Source organism: Streptomyces sp. NPDC100445 (genome assembly GCF_044759735.1).
Classification (GTDB): Bacteria; Actinomycetota; Actinomycetes; order Streptomycetales; family Streptomycetaceae; genus Streptomyces.
This window is the reverse complement of record NZ_JBIVZV010000002.1, coordinates 113,080-130,090: the sequence shown is the minus strand read 5'-3', so window position 1 is coordinate 130,090 and position 17,011 is coordinate 113,080. Positions and strand designations below refer to the sequence as shown.

The 17,011-nt window shown below is 74.1% G+C and carries 11 protein-coding genes; 1 reads left to right on the top strand and 10 read right to left on the bottom strand.

Annotation, left to right across the window (positions count from 1 at the left end):
• Positions 1-205: 205 nt before the first annotated feature.
• The 8 genes from ACIQVT_RS05940 to ACIQVT_RS05905 all read right to left on the bottom strand — a co-directional run bounded on the left by ACIQVT_RS05940 (position 206) and on the right by ACIQVT_RS05905 (position 12,083).
• Positions 206-1,753: an alkaline phosphatase D family protein gene (locus tag ACIQVT_RS05940; RefSeq protein ID WP_403748226.1), complete on the bottom strand. Its 1,548-nt coding sequence runs from the start codon at positions 1,751-1,753 to the stop codon at positions 206-208.
• Between the two features lie 589 nt (positions 1,754-2,342).
• Positions 2,343-3,791, bottom strand: a complete 1,449-nt coding sequence (obgE, locus tag ACIQVT_RS05935; RefSeq protein ID WP_403748224.1) for a GTPase ObgE — start codon at positions 3,789-3,791, stop codon at positions 2,343-2,345.
• A 127-nt stretch (positions 3,792-3,918) separates the two neighbouring features.
• Positions 3,919-4,173 carry a 50S ribosomal protein L27 gene (gene rpmA, locus ACIQVT_RS05930; RefSeq protein WP_061922958.1) on the bottom strand — a complete coding sequence of 85 codons (255 nt, stop codon included), beginning with the start codon at positions 4,171-4,173 and terminating at the stop codon, positions 3,919-3,921.
• 14 nt (positions 4,174-4,187) lie between these two features.
• On the bottom strand, positions 4,188-4,508 hold the full coding sequence (gene rplU, locus ACIQVT_RS05925; RefSeq protein ID WP_403748220.1) for a 50S ribosomal protein L21: 321 nt from the start codon (positions 4,506-4,508) through the stop codon (positions 4,188-4,190).
• A 232-nt stretch (positions 4,509-4,740) separates the two neighbouring features.
• The gene (locus ACIQVT_RS05920; RefSeq protein WP_403748216.1) at positions 4,741-9,249 is read right to left on the bottom strand and encodes a ribonuclease E/G; all 4,509 of its coding nucleotides are present in this window, start codon (positions 9,247-9,249) and stop codon (positions 4,741-4,743) included.
• A gap of 261 nt (positions 9,250-9,510) precedes the next feature.
• Positions 9,511-10,287, bottom strand: coding sequence for a TIGR03936 family radical SAM-associated protein (locus ACIQVT_RS05915; protein ID WP_403748214.1), 777 nt, complete (start codon positions 10,285-10,287; stop codon positions 9,511-9,513).
• A 46-nt stretch (positions 10,288-10,333) separates the two neighbouring features.
• The gene (locus ACIQVT_RS05910) at positions 10,334-11,446 is read right to left on the bottom strand and encodes a hypothetical protein (RefSeq protein WP_403748212.1); all 1,113 of its coding nucleotides are present in this window, start codon (positions 11,444-11,446) and stop codon (positions 10,334-10,336) included.
• A 37-nt stretch (positions 11,447-11,483) separates the two neighbouring features.
• Positions 11,484-12,083: a hypothetical protein gene (locus ACIQVT_RS05905; protein WP_403748209.1), complete on the bottom strand. Its 600-nt coding sequence runs from the start codon at positions 12,081-12,083 to the stop codon at positions 11,484-11,486.
• 153 nt (positions 12,084-12,236) lie between these two features.
• On the opposite strand from ACIQVT_RS05905, the gene ACIQVT_RS05900 reads away from it, so the two are divergent.
• A complete protein-coding gene (locus ACIQVT_RS05900) occupies positions 12,237-13,454 on the top strand; it encodes an alpha/beta hydrolase family protein (RefSeq protein ID WP_403748207.1) in 1,218 nt (405 codons plus the stop codon).
• A 21-nt stretch (positions 13,455-13,475) separates the two neighbouring features.
• Here the strand turns inward: ACIQVT_RS05900 and ACIQVT_RS05895 are convergent, their stop codons facing one another.
• Both ACIQVT_RS05895 and ACIQVT_RS05890 read right to left on the bottom strand, forming a co-directional pair.
• Positions 13,476-15,437 carry a TIGR03960 family B12-binding radical SAM protein gene (locus ACIQVT_RS05895; protein WP_403748204.1) on the bottom strand — a complete coding sequence of 654 codons (1,962 nt, stop codon included), beginning with the start codon at positions 15,435-15,437 and terminating at the stop codon, positions 13,476-13,478.
• 70 nt (positions 15,438-15,507) lie between these two features.
• Positions 15,508-17,007, bottom strand: coding sequence for a CHAD domain-containing protein (locus ACIQVT_RS05890; RefSeq protein WP_403748202.1), 1,500 nt, complete (start codon positions 17,005-17,007; stop codon positions 15,508-15,510).
• Positions 17,008-17,011 lie beyond the last annotated feature (4 nt).

Genomic DNA, 17,011 nt, shown 5'->3' with positions numbered 1-17,011 from the left:
CACCGCCCCGGACAAGACGGGAAATACAGCTCTTCGGGCATGCTTTTCGCCGGGGAATTACGGCGCCGGATCCCGTGGCATTCCGGTCACCGCGGATTTCCGCGTGCGCCTCCCGGACGCGCGGGGCCCGGGACGCGTCCGTGTCCCGGGCGCGCCGGAGCCCGGGACACGGACGCGTCCCGGGCTCCGGCGGACCGGCGCCGGCTCACACGAGCGTGACGCCCGGCTCGTCCGACTCCACCCGCAGGGTGGCCAGCGTGCTCGCCGTGGCCTGCGGCTTCAGCACCGTGTCGACGACCCGGACCCGGGCGTCGATGCCGTCGCGGCGGATGTCGAAGAGGTGGTAGCCGCGGTGGGCGTCGATGAACTTCCAGTGCGGGTTGTCCGCCTTCAGCGGGTCCCACTGCCGGTGGAAGGCGTCCTGGTCCTGGTCCCCGCTGCTGGAGATGGAGGTGCCGACGAACTCGGCGCCGACCACGTCGGAGTCGGGGTCGGCGTAGTCCGTCCTGAGGTCGCTGATCATGGTCAGGTGCCGGTCGCCGCTGAGCACGACCGGGTTGCGGATGTCGGCGAACTCCTCCAGCAGGGCGTTGCGTTCGACCTGGTACCCGTCCCAGGCGTCGTAGTACCAGAGCTTGCCGTCGCCGGGCAGCAGGTCCGTCTCGGCCATCATGATCTGCGAGGCGATGAGGTTCCAGCGGGCCGGGGAGTCGTGCAGCCCGTCGAGCAGCCACCGCTTCTGCTCGGCGCCGAGCATGGTCTGCGACGGGGACTCGGCGCCCTCCTGGGTGGTGGCCTGGTCGCTGCGGAACTGCCGGGTGTCCAGGACGTTGAGCCGGGCCAGCCGGCCGAACTCCAGGCGACGGTACATCTGGATGTGCGGGCCGTCCGGGACGGCCGTGGCGCGTACCGGCATGTGCTCGTAGTACGCCTGGAAGGCCGCGGTGAGCCGGGCCACGAACGCGTCGTGCGACTGCTTGTCCGGGTCCTGCGGGATCTCGCCGGCCCAGTCGTTGTCCACCTCGTGGTCGTCGAACGTGACCACCCAGGGCGCGTTCGCCTGCATCGCGGCCAGGTCGGGGTCGGTGCGGTACTGCGCGTACCGGTTGCGGTACTGCGTGAGGGTGTACGGCTCGCCCTTGCCCTCGTGCCGGCGCACGGCCGTGGCGGACGGCGCCGACTCGTAGATGTAGTCCCCGACGAACAGCACGAAGTCGGGGTCCTGGGCGAGCATGTCGGCGTACGGCGTGAAATAGCCGTGCTGCCAGTTCTGGCAGGAGGCGAGGGCGACGCGCAGCGAGCCGCCCCGCCGGTGCGGGTGGGGGGCGGTGCGGGTGCGGCCGGTGGGCGAGAGCTGGTCGCCCGCCCGGAAGCGGTACCAGTACGCGCGGTCCGGGCGCAGGCCCCGGACGTCGACGTGGACGCTGTGACCGAGTTCCGGGCCCGCCTGGGCGGTGCCCCGGCGGACGGTTCTGCGGAACCGCTCGTCCTCGGCGATCTCCCACTCCACGGGGAAGACCGCGTCGGGCATGCCGCCGCCGGCCAGCGGGTCGGGCGCGAGTCTGGTCCACAGCACGATGCCGTCGGGCAGGGGATCGCCGGAACCGACGCCGAGGGTGAACACGCCGTCGGGCAGCGGGGCGCCGGCGGCGCGGGCGGTGCCGGGCAGCCACAGCTGGGCGGAGGCGGCGGCGCCGAGCACGGCGGCCCCGGCGGTCAGAAAGCGGCGGCGGTCGGGCGATGGTGGGGTCATGCGCTGGCTCCCTTTGCCACAGTGGCCTCGTGGACGGTCGGTTCGGACATGCGGAAGTTGCCACGGCCGGACGACCCGACTGTTGAACGACACCCTTCGCGAGCATGACAAGTGGGGAGACAACAGAAGACCCGTCGCGGCACGGGAAAACCCTCGCGCCACAACGGGTCTGACGGTAGGTCGGAATCAGGCCGCCGCGTACGGATCAGGGAACGAGACCGGCCCGCAGCCGTGCGCCCGCCGCCACCGCGCGCCGGACGTGCCGCTCCCGAAGCCGGACGAGTCGCTCGGCGTGAAGCCCGGGGCCGGTCCCCGCGCAGCACCCGCCGCCCCGGCCCTCGCGTTCTCCCCCGGCGCGCCGACGGCCGGTCCGGCCCGGCCGTCGGCGTCCGCGTCCACCGGGTGAGCGGGGTGGCGCGTTCGGTGCGGCTGTGGGGAGAAAAAGAAGTGCGGTACGCCGAGGACCAGGATCCTCCGCGTACCGCACTGTTCGACTCACCCAGGTGACATGAGGTCGCCCCCACCGTCACCGCGGTCGTCCCCGCCGTTCACCCGGCCGGTCACCCGGGCCGGCCGGCGGTGGGCGCCCCTACTCGAACGGGTCGAAGTCGTCGTACTCCCGCAGCGCGTCGTCGCGCTCCGCCTCCTTGTCGCGGCGGCGCTGCGCGGCGGGCCGCTGCGCGTCGAAGCGGTGGTCCTCGCCACGGCGGCCCAGCATCTCCGCGCCGGCCATGACCGTCGGCTCCCAGTCGAAGACGACCGCGTTGTCCTCGGGGCCGATGGCGACGCCGTCGCCCGAGCGGGCGCCCGCCTTCATCAGCTCGCTCTCCACGCCGAGGCGGTTGAGCCGGTCGGCGAGGTAGCCGACGGCCTCGTCGTTGTTGAAGTCGGTCTGGCGCACCCAACGTTCGGGCTTCTCGCCGCGCACCCGGAACAGCAGCTCGCCGCCGACCTCCTCACGGGTGACGGTGAAGCCCGCGTCGTCCACGGCCTTCGGCCGGATGACGATCCGGGTCGCCTCCTCCTTCGGCCGGGCGGCGCGCGCCGTCGCGATCAGCTCACCGAGCGCGAAGGTCAGCTCCCGCAGGCCGATGTGGGCGACCGCCGACACCTCGAAGACGCGGTAGCCGCGCGACTCCAGGTCGGGGCGGACCATCTCGGCGAGGTCCTTGCCGTCGGGCACGTCGACCTTGTTCAGGACGACGATCCGGGGCCGGTTGTCGAGCCCGCCGTACTGCCGCAGCTCCTCCTCGATGGTGTCGAGGTCGGAGACCGGGTCGCGCTCGGACTCCAGGGTGGCCGTGTCCAGCACGTGCACCAGCACACTGCACCGCTCCACGTGCCGCAGGAACTCCAGGCCCAGACCGCGGCCCTGGCTGGCGCCGGGGATGAGACCGGGCACGTCGGCGATGGTGTAGACGGTGGAGCCGGCGGTGACCACGCCCAGGTTCGGGACCAGCGTGGTGAACGGGTAGTCGGCGATCTTCGGCTTGGCCGCGCTGAGCACGGAGATCAGCGAGGACTTGCCGGCGCTCGGGTAGCCCACGAGGGCCACGTCGGCGACGGTCTTCAGCTCCAGGACGATGTCGGAGGTGTCACCGGGCTCGCCGAGCAGCGCGAAACCGGGCGCCTTGCGGCGGGCCGAGGCCAGCGCCGCGTTGCCGAGACCGCCCCGGCCGCCCTGCGCGGCGACGTACGAGGTGCCGTGGCCGACCAGGTCGGCGAGGACGTTGCCCGCCTTGTCCAGCACGACCGTGCCGTCCGGCACCGGCAGGACCAGGTCCTGGCCGTCCTTGCCGGAGCGGTTGCCGCCCTCACCGGGCTTGCCGCTGGTGGCCTTGCGGTGCGGGGAGTGGTGGTAGTCCAGCAGCGTCGTCACCGACTGGTCGACGGTCAGGATGACGTCGCCGCCCCGGCCGCCGTTGCCGCCGTCGGGGCCGCCGAGCGGCTTGAACTTCTCACGGTGGACGGAGGCACAGCCGTGGCCCCCGCTACCCGCGGCGACATGCAGTTCGACGCGGTCCACGAAGGTGGTCATGGTTCAGTGCCTCCAGAAACGTGCGGATCTGTCTTCTAGGTAACACGCGAAAGGCGGACCCGCCTTCCCGACCGGGAAGTGAGGTCCGCCTCGCGAGATGTTCGGTCGATGCCGTGAATCAGACGATTCAGGCGACCGGAACGATGTTCACGACCTTGCGGCCACGGTGGGAGCCGAACTCCACCGCACCGGCCTGGAGGGCGAACAGCGTGTCGTCGCCACCGCGGCCGACACCGGCGCCGGGGTGGAAGTGGGTGCCGCGCTGGCGGACCAGGATCTCACCCGCGTTGACGACCTGACCGCCGAAGCGCTTCACGCCGAGTCGCTGGGCATTGGAGTCGCGACCGTTCCGGGTGGACGATGCGCCCTTCTTGTGTGCCATTTCTCCTCAGTCCCTTACTTCGCAGCCGCGGGGATCGACGTGACCTTGATCGCCGTGTACTGCTGGCGGTGGCCCTGACGACGGCGGTAGCCCGTCTTGTTCTTGTAGCGCAGAATGTCGATCTTCTGGCCCTTGTGGTGGTCCACGACCTCGGCCTGGACCTTGATACCGGCCAGGACCCACGGGTCGCTGGTCACGGACTCGCCGTCGACAACGAGCAGGGTCGAGAGCTCGACCGTGTCGCCAACCTTGGCAGTGGAAATCTTGTCAACCTCAACGATGTCGCCGACAGCAACCTTGTGCTGGCGACCACCGCTGCGCACGATGGCGTACACGCGGATCTCACTTTCGCTCGAAGAAACGGCACCCCCGCAGGCCAGCCGCCCGAGAACAGCACGGACGACCTCTCCCGGCCCGCATGGCGTCCGGGAGGAAGAAGGTTTACGGGGATGTGGCGTGTCAGCGGACACGCCGACGGTCCAGGTTACGGGGCCGCGGCCGAGGGGGTCAAACCGGGCCCCGCGGGTGTGCGGCCGGTCACTCGGACCGGCCGCACACCCGTGGGCGTCAGCCCTCGTCCTCGGCGGTGGGGACCGTGGTGGTCTTCTTCGCCGTCGACTTCGCGGCGGCCGTCTTGGCGGTCTTCGTCGCCTTCTTGGCCGTCGTCTTCTTCGCGGCCGTCTTCTTGGCCACGGTCTTCTTGGCCGCGGTGGCCTTCTTCGCCGGGGCCTTCTTGGCCGCCGCCTTGCGGGCGGTCTTCTTGGCCGGCGCGGCCTCCGCCACGACCTCCTCCGACACCGGCGTCTCGGCCGCCGGGACCTCGGACGCCGGGCCCTCGGCTGCCAGGGCCTCCGCCGGGACCGACGGGACGACCACGACGGCCGCCTCCTCGGACGCGGTCGGCGCGGTGGCCTTGCGCACCGCACGGCGGCGCGGACGGGCCGGCGCGGCGGCCTCGGCGGGCGCGGGCGCCTCCTCGGCCACCGGGGCCTCGGGGGCCACCGGCTCGGCCGGCGCCGCGGCCGCGGGCGCGGCCTCCGGCACCGTCACGACGGCCGCCTCGGCACCCGCGGGGGAACCGGCCGGGGCCGACACCTTCCGGGTCGCCCGACGGCGCGTACGGCCCTTGGGCGCGGCCTCGTCGGCCACCGGGGCCTCGGCCTGCGGCGCCGGGACCACCTGGTCCTCGGCGGCCGCGGGCTCGGCCAGCGCCTCGGCGGCCGGTTCCGGCAGCACCGGACGGGCCGCCGCCTCGTCGGCGGTGACGTGCTGCGCGGTGGGAACCGGGGCCGGGGCGGCCTCGGCGGCGTACCCGGTCGCCTCCCGCTCGGCGGCCTCCTCGCGCTCGGCCCGCTCGGCACGCTCCGCGCGCTCGGCGCGGGACGTCCGCTCGGTCCGCTCCGGCTTCGGCGTGCCCGCCGGAGCCGACGCCCGGCGGCCGGACCGGCGGCGCGAACGGCCACGGGTGGCCGCCGCCTCCGCCTCGGCGACGCTGCTGTACAGCTCCTCGTCCGGCGCGAACTCCGGCCCGGGCAGCGCGACCGGCTCGGCGGCCTCGGCGGCCACCTCGACGGCGGTCTCCACCTCGGGCTCGACGTCCTCGCCGGTCTCCAAGGCCACGGCGGCGGTCTCGTGCACGTGCTCCTGGACGTCGCCGCCCCGGCCGCGCTTCTTGCGCTTGCCGCCGCCACCGTTGGCGGTGGCCTGGTCCAGGTGGACCACGACACCCCGGCCGTTGCAGTGGACGCAGGTCTCGGAGAAGGACTCCAGCAGGCCCTGGCCGACCCGCTTGCGGGTCATCTGCACCAGGCCCAGCGAGGTGACCTCGGCCACCTGGTGCTTCGTACGGTCCCGGCCCAGGCACTCCAGCAGGCGGCGCAGCACCAGGTCGCGGTTGGACTCCAGCACCATGTCGATGAAGTCGATGACGATGATGCCGCCGAGGTCGCGCAGTCGCAGCTGGCGCACGATCTCCTCGGCCGCCTCCAGGTTGTTCCTGGTGACCGTCTCCTCCAGGTTGCCGCCCTGGCCGGTGAACTTGCCGGTGTTGACGTCGATGACGACCATCGCCTCGGTCCGGTCGATCACCAGCGAACCGCCGCTGGGCAGCCAGACCTTGCGGTCCAGCGCCTTGGCGAGCTGCTCGTCGATCCGGTAGGTGGCGAAGACGTCGGTCTCGGACGTCCACCTCGACAGCCGCCCGGCCAGGTCCGGCGCGACGTGCGCGACGTACCCGTGGATCGTCTGCCAGGCCTCGTCACCGCTGACGATGACCTTGGTGAAGTCCTCGTTGAAGATGTCCCGGACGACCCGGACGGTCATGTCCGGCTCGCCGTAGAGCAGCGTCGGCGCGTTGGAGCCGCCGCCGTTCTTGGCCTTCTTCTGGATGTCCTCCCACTGCGACTGGAGCCGCTCGACGTCGCGGCGCAGCTCCTCCTCGCTCGCGCCCTCGGCGGCGGTGCGCACGATGACGCCCGCGTCCTCGGGGACGATCTTCTTGAGGATGGTCTTCAGCCGGGCCCGCTCGGTGTCGGGCAGCTTGCGGCTGATGCCGGTCATCGAGCCCTCGGGCACGTACACGAGGTAGCGGCCGGGCAGGGAGACCTGGCTGGTCAGGCGGGCGCCCTTGTGGCCGATCGGGTCCTTGGTGACCTGCACGAGCACCGGCTGGCCGGACTTCAGGGCGGACTCGATGCGGCGCGGCCCGTTGGCCATGCCCAGCGCCCCGAAGTTGACCTCACCGGCGTAGAGCACCGCGTTGCGGCCCTTGCCGATGTCGATGAAGGCGGCCTCCATCGACGGCAGCACGTTCTGGACCTTGCCCAGGTAGACGTTGCCGACGTACGAGGTCGACTGCTCCTTGTTGACGTAGTGCTCGACGAGCACCCCGTCCTCGAGCACGCCGATCTGGGTGCGCTCGCCGTGCTGACGGACGACCATCACCCGCTCGACGGCCTCGCGGCGGGCCAGGAACTCGGCCTCGGTGATGATCGGAACCCGGCGGCGGCCCTGCTCGCGGCCCTCGCGGCGGCGCTGCTTCTTGGCCTCCAGACGGGTCGAGCCCTTGATGGACTGCACCTCGTCGGACGGCTCGCTCGGCTTGCGCGGCTCGCGGACCTTGACGACCGTGCGCTCCGGGTCGTCGACGGACGGCTCGGGCTCGGCGCCCGTGTCACCGGCCCGGCGACGGCGGCGACGACGGCGGCGGCTGCTGGAGCTGGAACCGGCGAAGTCGTCACCCCGGGCGTCGTCGGCGTCCTCCTCCTCCTGCTCGGCGGTGTCCTCGGCGTCCTGCGCGGCCTGCTCGGCGGCCTGCTCGTCGCCCTCGGCGTCGGCGCCCTCTCCGTCGGCGGCGTCACCGCGGCGGCGGCGGCGTCCGCCACGGCGGCGACGGCGGCGCGAGCCCGACTCCTCGAAGCCGTCGGCGCCCTCGGTGTCGTCGCCGTCCTCGGTGTCGGCCAGGTCCTCGGCGGCCTCGTCGGCGTCCTCGGCCTCGTCGTCGTCGGTGTCGGCGGCGGCCTCGGTCGCGGGCTGGGCCGGCCGGGTCTCCTCGGCGGCGGCCCGGCGGCGACGGCGGCGGCGCGGGCCGGTCTCGGCGCGCTCCTGCGCGTACTCCTCCGACTCCTCGGCCTCCTCCGGCTCCTCGGGGGCGGCGACGGAGGCCGCGGCCTCGGCGGCGGCGCGCTCCGGGGTTTGGAAGCGGGGCTCGGTGAACACCGGCGCCTGGAAGACGGCGACGGCGGGACGGGCGGGGCGGCGGGGTCCGTCGGCGTCCTCGGCGGACGCGGCGGCGGCCGGCCGCGCGGGCTCGGCGAACCCGGACGCGGCCCGCTCGCCCCGGCGGCGGGTGCGGCGCTGGGCCTCGGCGGCGGCCGGCGCGGGAGCCTGCTCCGCCCGGGCGGGCTCGGCGGGGGCCTGCGGGGTCTCGGTCGCGGACTCCTCCGCGCGGGCGGCCTCGGGGGCCTCCTCGGTCGCGGACGGGTCGGCGGCGGGCGCGGTCACCCGGCGGGTGGCCCGGCGACGCGTACGGGCCGGCGCGGCCTCCTCGGCGGCCGGCACCTCGGACACCTCCGGCGCCTCCTGCGCGACCGGGGCGGCCTCCACGACGGCCGCCGCCTCCACGGCACCTTCAGGGGCACCGGCCGGCGCGGACACCCGGCGGGTGGCCCGGCGACGCGTACGCGCGGCGGGGGCCTCGGGGGTGTCGGTCACGGCGGGGGCGGCCTCCTCGGCGGGGGCCTCCTGGACCGCCCCGGCGTCGGCGGCGGGGACCACGGTCTCGGCGGACGCGGGCGCGCCGGTGGGCGCGGACACCCGGCGGGTGGCGCGACGGCGCGGGCGCCCGGCGGGAGCGGTCTCCTCGGCCGGCTGCTCCGGCGCGGACTCCTCCGTCACGGAGGGCTGCTCCGTCACGGCCGGCTCCTGCGTGACAGCGGCCTCGGCCGCCGTCGACGCGCTGCGGGTGGCCCGGCGGCGGGTACGGCGCGGGGCGGCTTCCTCTGCGGGCTGTTCCGTCACGGAGGGCTCCTCCGCGGCAGCGGCGTCAGGGGTTCGGGTGGTCTCGTTCGTCCGCGCGGCCGGCGGGGCGCTCGTCGCGCCCTCGGTCGGGGCGGACACGCTGCGGGTGGCCCGGCGGCGGGTGCGGCGCGGGGCGGCCTCCTCGCCGACGACGACCGCGCCGGCCTCGGGGACGCTGTTCTCCGGGTTCTCCGGGTTCTCCGGCTCCGCGTCCGCGGACGCGGCCGGTACGACGGTCTCCGCCGTCGCGGCGAGCGCCGGGGAGCCCACGGGCGCGGACGCCCGGCGGGTGGCCCGGCGGCGCGGACGCGCCGGCGCGGCCTCCTCGGCGGGCACCTGTGCGGTGTCCCCGGGGGACTCGGCGGTGTCGGTGACCGCGGCCACCTCGTCCGCCTCCGCGGCCGGTACGGCCGGCACGGTGACCTCGCCGGTCGCCTCGGCGGGCCCGGCGGGCGGTCCCGCCGGGCGGGATGCGGCACGGCGACGCCTGCGCGGCGGCAGGGTGTCGCTCGGAGTGTTGAGTTCGGAACCCTCGGTGGGTTCGGTCGGCTCGAGCATGCGGGCGTTTCTCCCGTCAGGCTCCCGGGCGCCGCGCCTGGTCCGCCGGCGGTCTCAGGGACCGTCCGCCGTTGACGTCCGCGGCCCGCGTGATACGCGGTGGCCGCCGTCCGGGGCGCGGGCGCCGCACGGGAGCACTCTGTGTCCTGTCTCGCCGGTTCCGTACGCCTTGTCGGTACGGCCTGGCGAAAGTCTTCTGGTCGGTGCGCTGCCCGACCCAGGTGGCTCCCGAGTACGAGGGCGGCGCTACGACGTCCGTCCCTACGCGGGACCTTCCGGCGTCGGCGCCGTCGCGGCGGCAGCAGGTACGGCCGTGAGGGCCTGTGCTGCCTCGCGGTCGGGCGCGAGCGGGTCGGTCACCGTGCCGGTCTCTTCATCGAGCAGCCCCTGCGCCAGCCTGGTCACCGCAGCGGGGACCGGCGGCGCCAGGTCGGCCACGGCGCGGAGACCGGACAGGACGTCGTCGGGTCGTACGGCAGGCGTCACGTGCCGAACAACCAGCCGCAGTATCGCACAGGGCTGGTCGGTCGGCCTATCGGCCGGCGTTCCGTGCGTGTCCAGGCTCACCACGGCGGAGCGGGCGTCGAAGGTGCGGACGCCGTTCTTGGTCGTGCGCCGCACCTCGACGGTGTCGGCGCCGGCGAAGGCGGCGACCGCGCGCTCCGCGTCGGCCGGGTCGACCCCGTCCAGCCGCAGCTCCCAGACGGAGGCCGTCAGTCGGTCGGCGAGACCGGGGGTCCGCGCCTCCACCGCGTCGATGACGTCGAGCCCGGTGGGCAGCGACTCGTCGAGGAGGACGCGCAGGGTCTCCGGGTCGCGCGCCTGGGTCAGCGCGATCTCCAGGTACTCCGCCTCACTGCCCGTGCCGGTGGGTGCGGCATTGGCGTACGACACCTTCGGATGCGGCGTGAACCCCGCCGAGTACGCCATGGGCACCTCGGCGCGGCGCAGCGCGCGCTCGAAGGCGCGCTGGAAGTCTCGGTGGCTGGTGAACCTCAGGCGGCCGCGCTTGGTGTAGCGCAGTCGGATGCGCTGCACCGCGGGTGCGGGCGGCGGGCCTTCGGGCTGTCGCTTGCCCAGTGTCCTAGTCCTTCGTGAGAGCGGTCGTACTGCTACCAAGACTACGTGCAGCGGCGCCCGAGGGTTCCCGCCGGTCCACCGGGACGGGCGGACGGGGCGCGCCGAACAGCATCCGGCGGGCCTCGGCGCGGGCCTGCCGCACGGTGGCGCGGGCCGAGGCCAGGGCCTCCCGGCCGGCCCGGCCCACGGCGCGCGCCCCGGCGGCGGCGGGCCGCAGGACGGCATCGCGGACCACGTGGCCCACCGGGGTGAGGACGCCTCGGTACACCCGGCGCGCCGGCTCCACGAGGATCCACCGGAAGAGGGTCCCCAGCGCCCGTCCGACGGCCCGGGAGATCCGCCCGGCGACGCGCCAGGCGTGTCCGAGGGCGTCCCCCACCTCCCGGGCGACGACGACGAGGAGCCGGCCGACGGGCACGAGGACCCGGCGCCACAGCACCAGGGCGGGCAGCACGAGCAGGGTGCGGCCGGTCCAGTACAGGGCCAGGCCGGCACCGGTGACGAGCAGTCCCAGCAGCCGGCCGAGACCCCGTACGCACCAGGCGACGGCCCGGCCGGCGGGGGCGAGGAGCCAGGTGTACAGCCACCGGGCGGGTACGACCAGCAGGTGGCGCGCCAGCCAGGCGACGGCCGTGTACGTGCCGGTCCCGAGGAGGGCGAGCACCGCGCCGACGGCCGTCAGCAGCCGGGCCAGCGCGTGCCCGGCCGGGGTGAGCAGGCGCGCGTACACCCAGGCCAGTACGGCGCCGGCCCCGCGTCCGAGCCAGGTCAGGGCATGCCCCACCGGGGTGAGGACCCAGCGGTAGAGCCACACCGCCGGCACGGCGACGAGGACCGCCGCGAGCCAGGCCGACGCCCGGGCGGCGGGCACCAGGAGGTACCGCCACAGGCCCACCAGCGGCCACACGAACACCGCCCGGGCCAGCCACAGCAGGGCCCGTCCGAGCGGTCTGAGGACGGCGTCCCGCAGCAGCCGCCCGGTGGCCACGAGGGCGTCCCAGACCATGCGCACCGGCACGACCAGGACGAGCACGACGATCCGTACCGGCAGGCGGACGGCGACGACGAGGCATCCTTCGGGCTGGGGCGGCTCTGGGGGCGGCTTGCGGAGGTCCATACCCGGATAGACGCCGGGCCCGCCCGTTCGGATCCGGCTACAGCACCCGCGCTTTGTACGCCTCGGGATAGTGCTCGGTGATCTTCACCGCGCCGACCAGCAGGACGATCGGGACGACCCAGTTGAACCAGTCGTCCTGGGCCGGGTACCGGACGGCCAGCCAGGTCGAGACGGTCATCAGGGCGAAGACCGTGCCCCACACCGCCGTCAGCACCCTGTTGATGTGCTTGAAGACGGGCGAGTCCCACACCTCCCGGGGAGAGGACTCGCGGGCGTACTGCGCGGTGAACGGATCGGCGAACAGCGAGCCGAGCGCCACCACGGCCACCAACCCGTTGGAGATCACCTGGGCGTACGTCTCCAGCCAGAGCAACTGCCCGCGGCCCAGGGCCAGCGCCAGGACCGAGAGCACGGCGAAGAACACGATGCCGGTGATGTCGAGGGGGCGGAGCCTGCCGTTCAGGATGTCCCGCCCCGACAGCACGACCGCCGCGACCAGCGCGGCGAGCGCCGCGTACTCCCAGGTGGAGGGGCTGGCGACCACACCGAAGATGATCCACGGGGCGAACGAGAAGAAGACGCCGCCGCTGCTCACCGGCTTCTTCGGCGGGGCCTTCGCCGCCGTCTGCTGAGCCATGGGAACGCCTCCCGTCGGGTACGCGGCCGCCCCTCCCCTCCATCGTGCCGTCACGGCGCCGCATGCCGCCCGTCGTGCGGCCCGGACACGGGCGCCCTAGCGTGGGAGTGCGGGGGCGCGGGGCCGATCGGTACGAGCTGCCAGGGAGCCGCCATGACCTGCCCGTCCCGGTCCCGGTTCAACGAGGACGTCCAGTTCGACTACGAGACACGGCTCGCCCTGGGCTCGGTCCGGCACGGGGGCGCCGACGCGGGCGAGGTGCTGGCCACCGCCGCCGCCGTGGCGGACGGCGACGGGGAGCGGTGGTTCACCGCCTGGGCGGAGCTGGCCGCGAGGACCGCCGAACGGGCCGGGCACAGCGCGGCCGAGGGGCGGACGGTGAGCGCGCGGGACGGCTGGCTGCGCGCCGCCGGGTACGCCGGCACGGCCCTGGTCGCCGCCGACGCGGTCGCGGGCCCGGCCGGGCGGCCGGCCGAGCTGTTCCGGGAGCACCGGACCTGGTTCGACCGCTTCCTGCGGGCCTGCGACCCGCCCGCCGAGCCGGTCTCGATCCCGTACGGGGACACCACCCTGCCCGGCTACCTCGTCGACCCGCCGGGCGGTTCCGGCCCGCTGCCCACGCTGATCGCCAACAACGGCAGCGACGGCCCGCTCAGTTCGGTGTGGACGATGCTGGGCGCACCGGCGGCGGCCCGCGGCTACCGCGTCCTGCTCTTCGACGGCCCCGGCCAGCAGTCGATGCTCTTCGACCGCGGGGTGCCCTTCCGGCCCGACTGGGAGCACGTCATCACCCCGGTCACCGACTTCCTGCTGGCCCGCCCCGGCACCGACGCCCGGCGGATCGCGCTGGCCGGGGTCAGCCAGGCCGGCTACTGGGTGCCGCGCGCGCTCGCCTTCGAGCACCGGATCGCCGCGGCGGTCGCCGATCCGGGCGTGGTCCGCGTCGTGGACAGCTGGTGGCACCAGCTCGGCCCCGAACTGCGCGGGCTGTGGGAGTCCGGTGACCGCGACACCTTCGACGGCGTCCTGCGCGAGGGCCTCGCCCAGGACCCGGCCCTGGCCGCGACCTGGCACTGGCGGGCCCGGCCCTACGGCATCGACTCACCGTTCGACCTGCTCACCGAGGTCTCCCGGTACGACGTCACCGCCGTCGCCGACCGGATCACGACCCCGCTGCTGATCACCGACCCGGACGGCGAGCACTTCTGGCCGGGCGCCGCCCGGGAGCTGTACGACCTACTGCCCGGCCCGAAACGGCTGGTCCGCTTCACCGAGGAGGAGGGCGCCCACCTGCACTGCGAGCCGATGGGCCGCGCCCTGTTCGAACAACGGGTCTTCGACTGGCTGGACGACCACCTGACCCTGCCCTGACCCGGGCCAGGCGCCCCGGCCTCAGTGCGTGTGGCCGCCCGGTGTCGGGGTCGGGGTCGCGTTCTTGACCGTCAGGGGGAGGAGTTTCTTGCCGGTCGGGCCGATCTGGATGGAGGTGTCCATCTGCGGGCACACGCCGCAGTCGAAGCACGGGGTCCAGCGGCAGTCGTCGACCTCGGTCTCGTCGAGGGCGTCCTGCCAGTCCTCCCAGAGCCAGTCCTTGTCGAGACCGGAGTCCAGGTGGTCCCAGGGCAGGACCTCCTCGTAGGCGCGTTCACGGGTGGTGTACCAGTCGACGTCGACGCCGAAGGGGGCCAGCGCCTTGTCCGCGCAGGCCATCCAGCGGTCGTAGGAGAAGTGCTCGCGCCAGCCGTCGAAGCGGCCGCCGTCGTCGTAGACGGCGCGGATGACCGCGCCGGTCCGGCGGTCGCCGCGGGAGAGCAGGCCCTCGACGATGCCGGGCTTGCCGTCGTGGTAGCGGAAGCCGATCGAGCGGCCGTACTTCTTGTCGCCGCGGATCTTGTTGCGGAGCTTCTCCAGCCGGGCGTCCGTCTCCTCCGCCGACAGCTGGGGCGCCCACTGGAACGGGGTGTGGGGCTTCGGCACGAAGCCGCCGATCGACACCGTGCAGCGGATGTCGTTGGCGCCGGAGACCTCGCGGCCCTTCTGGATGACGTGCATCGCCATGTCGGCGATCTGGAGGACGTCCTCGTCGGTCTCCGTCGGCAGGCCGCACATGAAGTACAGCTTCACCTGGCGCCAGCCGTTGCCGTAGGCGGTGGCGACCGTCCGGATCAGGTCCTCCTCCGAGACCATCTTGTTGATGACCTTGCGCATGCGCTCCGAGCCGCCCTCGGGGGCGAAGGTCAGGCCCGAGCGGCGGCCGTTGCGGGTCAGCTCGTTCGCCAGGTCGACGTTGAAGGCGTCGACGCGGGTGGAGGGCAGCGACAGGCCGATCTTGTCGTCCGTGTAGCGGTCCGCCAGGCCCTTGGCGATGTCACCGATCTCCGTGTGGTCCGCGGAGGACAGGGAGAGCAGGCCCACCTCCTCGAAGCCGGTGGCCTTCAGGCCCTTCTCGACCATCTCGCCGATGCCCGTGATGGAGCGTTCCCGGACCGGGCGGGTGATCATGCCGGCCTGGCAGAAGCGGCAGCCGCGGGTGCAGCCGCGGAAGATCTCCACCGACATCCGCTCGTGGACCGTCTCGGCCAGCGGCACCAGGGGCTGCTTGGGGTACGGCCACTCGTCCAGGTCCATGACGGTGTGCTTGGACACCCGCCAGGGCACACCGCTCCGGTTCGGTACGACGCGGGCGATGCGGCCGTCGGGGAGGTACTCGACGTCGTAGAACGCCGGGATGTACACCCCGCCCGTCCTCGCCAGGCGGAGCAGCACCTCCTCGCGCCCGCCGGGGCGGCCCTCCGCCTTCCACTCGCGGACGACGCGGGTCATGTCCAGCACGGCCTGCTCGCCGTCGCCGATCACGGCCGCGTCGATGAAGTCGGCGATCGGCTCGGGGTTGAAGGCGGCGTGGCCGCCGGCCAGGACGATCGGGTCGTCGACGGTGCGGTCCTTGGACTCCAGCGGGATACCCGCCAGGTCGAGGGCGGCGAGCATGTTGGTGTAGCCCAGCTCCGTGGAGAAGCTGATGCCGAACACGTCGAAGGCCTTCACCGGGCGGTGGCTGTCCACCGTGAACTGCGGGACCCGGTGTTCGCGCATCAGCGCCTCCAGGTCCGGCCACACGCTGTAGGTGCGCTCGGCGAGGACGCCCTTCTGCTCGTTGAGGACCTCGTAGAGGATCATGACGCCCTGGTTGGGCAGACCGACCTCGTACGCGTCGGGGTACATGAGCGCCCAGCGGACATCGCACTCGTCCCACGGCTTGACCGTGGAGTTGAGCTCGCCGCCGACGTACTGGATCGGCTTCTGCACGTGCGGGAGCAGAGCTTCGAGCTGCGGGAAAACCGACTCGACAGGCATCTCGCGAACCTTCATGAGCTGACAGGGGGGACCCTTCAGCGTAACCCGCCCGGGCGCCCGGCCCGCACGCTCAGCCGGACGCCCCGGTCCCGGTCCGGCGCCACCGCGCGGGCAGCTCGGCCTCCGCGGCGGCCGCCCGCGCCTCCTCCCCGCCGTACAGCACCCCGTAGGTGAACGCGTTCTCCCCCGCCGCGTGGGCCACCGCGGCCAGTTCGCGCAGGGCGCGACGGGCCATGACGCTGTCGTGGTGGTCGCCGAGGAGGGTGGTGAGGGACTTCATGTCCTTGGCCAGGGTGCGGGCGGGCGCGCCGAGGGCGGCGGTGGCGGCCTCGGCCGCGTAGCGGGTGCGCTTGGCCTTCTTGCGGGCCTCGTGCAGGGCCAGGTCGCGTTCCTCGCCGGGTGGCAGGCGCAGCGCGTCCCGCACGGCCCGGGTCACCTTCTTCTCGTCCTTCGCCACACCCCTGGCGAGGACCTTCGCCGGTTTCCTCCCGGCCGCCTCCAGCAGCGGCGGATCGGCGAGGAGGGCGTCCAGGCGGTCGAGCAGGGCGAGGTGGCGGCGGGAGTCGAGGATGCCGGTCAGGTGGGCGTGGGTGCCGGTGCGGCGCGGGTCCGCCCAGACGGCGAGGCGTTCGGGGACGGGGCCCGCGACCAGGCCGGTCGGCAGGGCGGCGAGGGCGGTCGTCAGGCGGTCGGCCAGCACCTCCTGGTCCCGGCCGGTGCCCAGCTCGTCCGCGAGCCACTTCAGCTCGCCGCCCAGGGGGCCGGTGACCGCGCTGTCCAGCACGTCGCGGAAGGAGCGCAGGGTGCCGCGGGCGCGCCGGGTGGCGACGCGCATCCGGTGCACCGCGTCGGGGAGGCCGCGGCGCACGGCGGGGTCCAGCCCGACCAGGGCGTCCCGCTGGGCGCGGAGGTAGGCGAGGACGTGGTCGCCGGCCGTGCGGGGGGCCGGGGGCGCGCCGGTGTCGTTCCGGTGGCCGCCGGTGCGCTCCAGGGCGTGGGCCAGTTTCGACGGCGAGCCGGAGGGGCGGACGCCGGCCTTGCGGAGCTTCTTGTCCACCCGGTCGAGGAAGGCGGGGTCGCCGCCGTCGGCGAGTTCCACCTCCGTCTCGGTCCAGCGGGCGGTGCCGCCCGCGCCGGTGAGGCGCTCGGCGGTCACGGTGTCGACGCTCGCCTCGGCGAGCAGGGTGCCGTCGGCGTCGACGAGGTGGCGCACGTCGCGGACGGAGCGCAGCCGCACGAGGGGGATGAGCTCCCGGTCGCGGACCCGGGAGCGGACGAGGGCGGCGATCTCCTCGGGGACGGTGTCGGAGAGCGGTGCGCGGATCTCGTCGCGGACGCCGGGGGCGACCGGGAGCTTGAGGTGCCAGCCGGCGTCGGAGCCGCCGGTGCGGCGGCGCAGGGTGATCGAGGCCGCGGCGAGGCGTTCGTCGGCGGTGTCGTAGTAGGTGGCGTCGAGTTCGGCCGGGCCCCGGTCGAGGACGGCCGCCACTCCGGCGACACCGGTCAGGTCGGGCAGGTCGTCGCCGTCGGATTCGTACTTGCGCTCGTTCTCGCGCTTCGTGTCCGCCATGACC

What these genes read in the sequence shown, in the direction of transcription:
- ACIQVT_RS05900 (WP_403748207.1), top strand. Translation starts at nt 12,237, where the DNA reads ATGACCTGCCCGTCCCGGTCCCGGTTCAACGAGGACGTCCAGTTCGAC.
- rpmA (WP_061922958.1), bottom strand. Translation starts at nt 4,173, where the DNA reads ATGGCACACAAGAAGGGCGCATCGTCCACCCGGAACGGTCGCGACTCC.
- ACIQVT_RS05895 (WP_403748204.1), bottom strand. Translation starts at nt 15,437, where the DNA reads ATGCCTGTCGAGTCGGTTTTCCCGCAGCTCGAAGCTCTGCTCCCGCAC.
- ACIQVT_RS05905 (WP_403748209.1), bottom strand. Translation starts at nt 12,083, where the DNA reads ATGGCTCAGCAGACGGCGGCGAAGGCCCCGCCGAAGAAGCCGGTGAGC.
- ACIQVT_RS05890 (WP_403748202.1), bottom strand. Translation starts at nt 17,007, where the DNA reads ATGGCGGACACGAAGCGCGAGAACGAGCGCAAGTACGAATCCGACGGC.
- ACIQVT_RS05940 (WP_403748226.1), bottom strand. Translation starts at nt 1,753, where the DNA reads ATGACCCCACCATCGCCCGACCGCCGCCGCTTTCTGACCGCCGGGGCC.
- ACIQVT_RS05910 (WP_403748212.1), bottom strand. Translation starts at nt 11,446, where the DNA reads ATGGACCTCCGCAAGCCGCCCCCAGAGCCGCCCCAGCCCGAAGGATGC.
- obgE (WP_403748224.1), bottom strand. Translation starts at nt 3,791, where the DNA reads ATGACCACCTTCGTGGACCGCGTCGAACTGCATGTCGCCGCGGGTAGC.
- ACIQVT_RS05920 (WP_403748216.1), bottom strand. Translation starts at nt 9,249, where the DNA reads ATGCTCGAGCCGACCGAACCCACCGAGGGTTCCGAACTCAACACTCCG.